Source organism: Streptomyces sp. NPDC058877 (assembly GCF_042742855.1).
Taxonomy (GTDB): Bacteria; Actinomycetota; Actinomycetes; order Streptomycetales; family Streptomycetaceae; genus Streptomyces.
This window is the reverse complement of the sequence record NZ_JBHYMF010000309.1, coordinates 1-5,363: the sequence shown is the minus strand read 5'-3', so window position 1 is coordinate 5,363 and position 5,363 is coordinate 1. Positions and strand designations below refer to the sequence as shown.

Genomic DNA, 5,363 nt, shown 5'->3' with positions numbered 1-5,363 from the left:
GGCTCAGTCCTTCCGGAGCAGGCGCTTGACGCCGAGGACGAGGGCGGTGGCGCCGGCGAGGACGAGGAAACCGGTGGTCGCGCTGCCCCGGTCGGTCTGCTCCCCGGCCGTCGGGTCCTGCGGGGCTCCCGGTGCCCGGGAGGGCGGCGGCTCGGAGGGGCTGCCGGACGGGTCGGTCCACCCGGCCCGGTCCACGCGCACCACCCGGCTGTTCCTGCCCTCCGAGCCGAACATGAAGGCCGAGCCGTCCCTCGTGTACGTCACCGACTCGGCCTGCCCCTGGAAGGGGGCGCCGACCGAGGTGCCGTCGTCCCCGAGGCGCCCGTCCTTCCAGACGTACTCCCTGGCGCTGAAGTAGCCGCGCAGGACGAGCCGGTCGCCGTCCGGCGAGAAGGCGCCGTCGGTCACCCACGGCACTTCGTCGACGCGCCGGAAGACGTTGGTGCCGGACGCGGAGAGCCGCTCGGGGCCCGCGTAGAGTCCGCCGCCGCCCTGGTTCTTGCTCGCGATGTACACCCGTCCGGTCTTCGGATGGACCATCAGGGCCTCCGCGTTGCGGGCTCCGTCGGCGTACTTCACCACGTACTGCCGCGCCTTGACGGTCTGGTCCTTCAGGGTCTTCGGCTCGGGGAAGCGGTAGATCCAGACGTGGTCCCAGGTGCCGTCGAGGTTGTCCCCGATGTCACCGACGTAGATGTCGCCGTCGGGGCCGACCGCGATGCCCTCCATGTCCCTCGGGGTGCCGACGCCGGCCATGGTCAGGGTCGCGACGGTCCTTCCGGTGCGGGAGTCGACGCCGTAGATCAGCGGGGCGTCCTGGTCGTTGTGCGTCCAGTAGATCCCGGGGTGGGCCCGGCTGGCGGCGAGCCCGCTGGACTCGGTGATCCGGGAGTCCTGGATCGTGAAGTCCCGGTCGGGTTCCTGCCCTTCGGCACGGGCATGGCCGGCCGGGAGCAGCGCCAGGGCCGCGGCAGCGCCGAGGGCGCACAGAGCAGATCGCATGGGATCAAGCCTGCCACGGGGGTGCGGGAACCCGCTTGACCAGCGGGAGAGGCGGTGTCATGGTCACGCCCATGCCTTCCTTCCCCGCTCCCGACGGCACCCCGCTCGCGTACCACGCGTCCGGTTCCGGCGCCCCCCTGCTCTGCCTCCCGGGCGGCCCCGTGCAGGACTCCGTCTACCTCGGCGACCTGGGCGGGCTCGACGCCCACCGCACGCTGATCCGGCTCGATCTGCGGGGCAGCGGCGGCTCGGCGGAGCCGGCGGACCCGTCCTCGTACCGCTGCGACCGGCTCGTCGCGGACGTCGAGGCGCTGCGCGTGCACCTGGGGCTCGACGCGATCGACCTGCTCGGGCACTCGGCGGGCGCGAACCTGGCCGCGCTGTACCTGACCCGGCACCCGGAGCGGGTGGCCCGGCTCGTGCTGGTCACCCCGGGCCCGGCGGCCCCCGGGATCGAAACGACCGGGGAGGAACGCCTCGCGGCGGCGCGGCTGCGGGCCGGCGAACCGTGGTTCGCGGAGGCGTACGCGGCACTGGAGGACCTGACGGCGGGGCGGGGGACGGCAGAGGCCTTCGCGGCGGTCGCGCCGTTCTTCCACGGCACCTGGGACGAGGCCGCGCAGGAGCGGAACGCGGCGGTGGCGCACCAGCGGAACGGGGAGGCCGCCGCGGTCTACGGGAGCGAGGGCGCCTACGAACCGGCCGTGACGCGTGCGGTGTTCGCGGAGTTCGAGCGGCCGGTGCTGGTCGTCGCCGGGGAGGGCGACGCCAACACCCCGGTGCCGACCGCCGCCGCGTACGCGGGGCTGTTCCCGAAGGCGGAACTGGCGGTCCTGGCGGGGGCCGGGCACTTCCCGTGGCACGACGACGCGGAGCGGTTCGTGGACCGGCTGGCGTCCTTCCTGGCCTGACCGCCGCCCCCGTGTCCCGGATCACGTCGAGCTCCGGGACGCCGTCCGCGATGATGTGACCATGCGTTTTCTGTTCGTCGGCGACAGCATGACCATCGGACGCGCCGGCGACTGGACCTGGCGCTACCGCATGTGGGAGCACCTGGAGGCGACGCTCCCCGGCGGGTACGAGATCGTCGGCCCGCGCTCCGGCACCTACGACCCCGCGACCGACGCCCCGACCTCCGACGCGCACCCCGACCCGGCGTTCCCCGCCGCGGCCCGGCGCCACCTGGCCGGCTGGGGCGAGGGATGGCTGCACATGGCGCCCCTGATCGGCGGGGCCGTCACGGCGACCGGGGCGGACGTGCTGTTGGTCTCGCTGGGCCTGATCGACCTGGGCTTCTACACCAACAGCGACCAGACGGAGGAGAACGTCCGGGCGTTCGTGGCGGCTGCCCGGGCCGCGAACCCGCACGTCCGGGCCGTCCTGCTGCCGGTCATCCCGAACGTCCGCGCCGGCTGTGACGCGGCCTTCGCCGCCGAGTGCGCCCGCTTCAACGAACTCCTCGCGAAGGCGGTCGCCGACCTGGACACCGCCGCCTCGCCGCTGCTGCTCGCGGAGGTCCCGGAGTCGTACGACCTCCGGGTCGACACCTACGACGGCACCCACCCGGGCCCCGACGGCGAGCACAAGCTGGCGGCGGCCTTCGCGGACGCGATGCACCGGGCGTGGGGCCTGGGTAGCCGGTACCCGCTCCCGGTGGCCGCCCGCTGAGGGGCACCGCCGGGACGGACCGGGTCTACGCCCGTTGGACGCAGCAGGGGCGGCACGTCGGGGCGGTGGACGGCCACCCGCCGACCGGTGCGCCGGTCACGGCGGTGACCGGCGCGGTCTACCGGGTCGAGGACGGCCTCATCGTCGAGTACTGGATCCAGATCGACCGGCAGGGGGGCACCGCCCAGCTGCGGCGACCGGACGCCACGGGCTGATTCCCCGGCACCCGCCTCCGGCAGGGCCCCTTGCTTCGAGCGGACTCCAGGCAGTTGGCTGGTGCTCCATGAAGTACACGCAGCTCGGACGCACCGGACTCAAGGTCAGCCGACTCGTCCTCGGCACGATGAACTTCGGTCCGCAGACGGACGAACCGACCAGCCACCGCATCCTGGACGCCGCACTCGACACCGGCCTGAACTTCGTGGACACGGCCAACGTGTACGGCTGGGGCGAGAACAAGGGCCGCACCGAGGAGATCCTCGGCACCTGGTTCGCCCGGGGCGGCGGCCGGCGGGAGAAGACGGTCCTCGCCACCAAGGTCTACGGCTCCATGTCGCCCGGGGGCGAGCCCTGGCCCAACGAGGACCGGTTGTCGGCGCTGAACATCCGACGGGCCGTCGACGCCAGCCTCAAGCGGCTGCGCACGGACCACATCGACCTGTACCAGTTCCACCACGTCGACCGCCTGGCCCCCTTCGAGGAGATCTGGCAGGCCGTGGACGTCCTGGTCCAGCAGGGGAAGGTGCTGTACGCGGGCTCCTCCAACTTCCCCGGCTACAAGATCGCCCAGGCCAACGAGGCCGCCGCCCGGCGCGGGACGATGGGGCTGGTCAGCGAGCAGTGCCTCTACAACCTCCACGAACGGCGCGCCGAGATGGAGGTCATCCCGGCCGCCCGGGACTACGGCCTCGGGGTCATCCCCTGGTCGCCGCTGCACGGCGGGCTGCTCGGCGGCGTGCTGAAGAAGGAGACCGCGGGCAAGCGGCGCACCGAGGGGCGGGCGGCGGAGACCCTCGCCGACCCGGCCGTGCGGGCGAAGCTCCAGGCGTACGAGGAGCTGCTCGACAAGCACGGCCTGGAGCCCGGGGAGACGGCCCTGGCCTGGCTGCTGACCCGACCCGGCGTGACCGGACCGATCGTCGGACCGCGGACGCCGGAGCAGTTGAGCAGCGCCGTGCGCGCCCTGGAGCTGGAGCTGAGCGACGAACTCCTGTCGTCCCTGGACGAGATCTTCCCCGGCCCCGGGCCCTCGCCGGAGGCCTTCGCCTGGTGAGCGGGCGGACCCCGTCGACCGGCCGTCGCCCTCGGGGGCGGCGGCCACCCGCCGCCGGGAGGCGGGGAAGTCGACCGGGGTCGTCGTGGGGGCGTGCGCGTCACGGGTGCGCACCCCGCCCTCCGCGGCCGGCGCCGCCCGATCGCGGCAGGCGCACCGCGCGGGTGCGGGAACTACTGACCGACCACGGCCGCCACCGCAATGATCGCGAACATCAGTACGAGCACACCGGCCATGATCCGGTTACGGGTCTTCGGGTCCACCCTTCGAGGTTAACCCGAACCCTCCTCCCCGCCCTCAAGGGGCCAGGCGCCGACCGTCTCGTACCGGGGCTGCTCCCCCGGCACCCCGCTGACCGGCGGGTACGAGCGGAGGAGCGCCAGCTCGGCCACCCACCAGCGCTCCCCCTCCAGGCCGGTGAGCTCCGCCACGAAGGGCCGCAGGTCCACCGCCCCCTCCTTGCGGGGCCGTGCGACGGTCAGGTGCGCCCGGTAGCGGCGGGGCTCCTCCATCGGGACCCCGGCCCGGCGCGCGGCGGCGTCGGACCGCTCGGCCAGGAGTCGCAGGGCGTCCAGGTCGCCGGCGATCCCGGTCCACAGGGCGCTCCGCCCGAAGCGACCGCCGCCGTGCAGACGCAGCGGGAAGGGCGGCGTCCGGTGCGCGGCCCTGGCCAGTCGGGCCCGGAGTTCGGGCAGGAGCGCTTCCTCGACCTCTCCCATGAAGGCGAGGGTGAGGTGCCAGCCGGGCCTCGCGGTCCAGCGGAGCCGGTCCGCCCCGGGCAGTCGGTGCAGCCGGTCGACGACGCCTCCGAGCTCGTCCAGGCGCTCCGGGGGCGGCACCACGGCGGCGAAGAGCCTCATGCCAGAAGTCTGGCACCGACTAGCCTGAGCTGCATGAAGATCCGTAAGGCCGGGGTGGAGGACCTCCCCGCGATGCTTTCCGTACTCGACAGCGCGGTCGTCTGGCTCAACGGCAAGGGGATCACCGCCCAGTGGGGCACCGAGCCCTTCTCCGAGCGCTCCGAGGCGGTGGAGCAGGTCCGACGGACGGCGGCCGAGGGCGATCCGTGGATCGTCGAGGTCGACGGCGAGCCGGCGGGCGTGATGACCCTGGCGCCGCACCCCGGCCGGCACGTTCCGCCGGCCGCCGAGCCCGAGGTGTTCGTGCGGCTGCTGGCGACCGACGCGCGGTTCCACGGCCGCGGGGTGGGGGCGGCGCTCCTGGAGCACGCGGCGGCGGAGACCCGACGCCAGGGGGTGTCGCTGCTCCGCGTGGACTGCTTCGCGGGCAGCGAGGGCCGGCTCGTGGCGTACTACGAGGGGCAGGGCTTCACCCGTACGGAAGCCTTCGCGGTCGACGACTGGCCGGGCCAGGTGCTGGAGCGCCGCTTCTGAGGTCCGGGACGCGGCAGGTCCCGGCC

The 5,363-nt window shown here is 74.0% G+C and carries 7 protein-coding genes; 5 read left to right on the top strand and 2 right to left on the bottom strand.

Annotation, left to right across the window (positions count from 1 at the left end):
* Positions 1-3 precede the first annotated feature (3 nt).
* The gene (locus ACFW2Y_RS34580; protein ID WP_384887341.1) at positions 4-1,002 is read right to left on the bottom strand and encodes a WD40 repeat domain-containing protein; all 999 of its coding nucleotides are present in this window, start codon (positions 1,000-1,002) and stop codon (positions 4-6) included.
* A 71-nt stretch (positions 1,003-1,073) separates the two neighbouring features.
* On the opposite strand from ACFW2Y_RS34580, the gene ACFW2Y_RS34575 reads away from it, so the two are divergent.
* The 4 genes from ACFW2Y_RS34575 to ACFW2Y_RS34560 all read left to right on the top strand — a co-directional run bounded on the left by ACFW2Y_RS34575 (position 1,074) and on the right by ACFW2Y_RS34560 (position 3,943).
* Complete coding sequence (locus tag ACFW2Y_RS34575; RefSeq protein ID WP_384887339.1) at positions 1,074-1,913, top strand: alpha/beta fold hydrolase; 840 nt, start codon at positions 1,074-1,076, stop codon at positions 1,911-1,913.
* Between the two features lie 61 nt (positions 1,914-1,974).
* The gene (locus tag ACFW2Y_RS34570; RefSeq protein WP_384887336.1) at positions 1,975-2,670 is read left to right on the top strand and encodes a GDSL-type esterase/lipase family protein; all 696 of its coding nucleotides are present in this window, start codon (positions 1,975-1,977) and stop codon (positions 2,668-2,670) included.
* Complete coding sequence (locus tag ACFW2Y_RS34565; RefSeq protein WP_384887344.1) at positions 2,667-2,885, top strand: ester cyclase; 219 nt, start codon at positions 2,667-2,669, stop codon at positions 2,883-2,885. The genes ACFW2Y_RS34570 and ACFW2Y_RS34565 overlap by 4 nt, the downstream gene beginning before the upstream one ends.
* Positions 2,886-2,953: 68 nt before the next feature.
* On the top strand, positions 2,954-3,943 hold the full coding sequence (locus ACFW2Y_RS34560; protein ID WP_384887333.1) for an aldo/keto reductase: 990 nt from the start codon (positions 2,954-2,956) through the stop codon (positions 3,941-3,943).
* A 272-nt stretch (positions 3,944-4,215) separates the two neighbouring features.
* Here ACFW2Y_RS34560 and thpR read toward each other — a convergent pair whose 3' ends face one another.
* Positions 4,216-4,803 (bottom strand): RNA 2',3'-cyclic phosphodiesterase, encoded by a 588-nt coding sequence (gene thpR, locus ACFW2Y_RS34555; protein ID WP_384887331.1) that lies wholly within the window; start codon positions 4,801-4,803, stop codon positions 4,216-4,218.
* 33 nt (positions 4,804-4,836) lie between these two features.
* Here thpR and ACFW2Y_RS34550 point away from each other — a divergent pair, with 33 nt between their 5' ends.
* Positions 4,837-5,337 carry a GNAT family N-acetyltransferase gene (locus tag ACFW2Y_RS34550; protein WP_384887328.1) on the top strand — a complete coding sequence of 167 codons (501 nt, stop codon included), beginning with the start codon at positions 4,837-4,839 and terminating at the stop codon, positions 5,335-5,337.
* The last annotated feature ends 26 nt before the right edge of the window (positions 5,338-5,363 follow it).

What these genes read in the sequence shown, in the direction of transcription:
- ACFW2Y_RS34580 (WP_384887341.1), bottom strand. Translation starts at nt 1,002, where the DNA reads ATGCGATCTGCTCTGTGCGCCCTCGGCGCTGCCGCGGCCCTGGCGCTG.
- ACFW2Y_RS34550 (WP_384887328.1), top strand. Translation starts at nt 4,837, where the DNA reads ATGAAGATCCGTAAGGCCGGGGTGGAGGACCTCCCCGCGATGCTTTCC.
- ACFW2Y_RS34570 (WP_384887336.1), top strand. Translation starts at nt 1,975, where the DNA reads ATGCGTTTTCTGTTCGTCGGCGACAGCATGACCATCGGACGCGCCGGC.
- ACFW2Y_RS34575 (WP_384887339.1), top strand. Translation starts at nt 1,074, where the DNA reads ATGCCTTCCTTCCCCGCTCCCGACGGCACCCCGCTCGCGTACCACGCG.
- ACFW2Y_RS34560 (WP_384887333.1), top strand. Translation starts at nt 2,954, where the DNA reads ATGAAGTACACGCAGCTCGGACGCACCGGACTCAAGGTCAGCCGACTC.
- thpR (WP_384887331.1), bottom strand. Translation starts at nt 4,803, where the DNA reads ATGAGGCTCTTCGCCGCCGTGGTGCCGCCCCCGGAGCGCCTGGACGAG.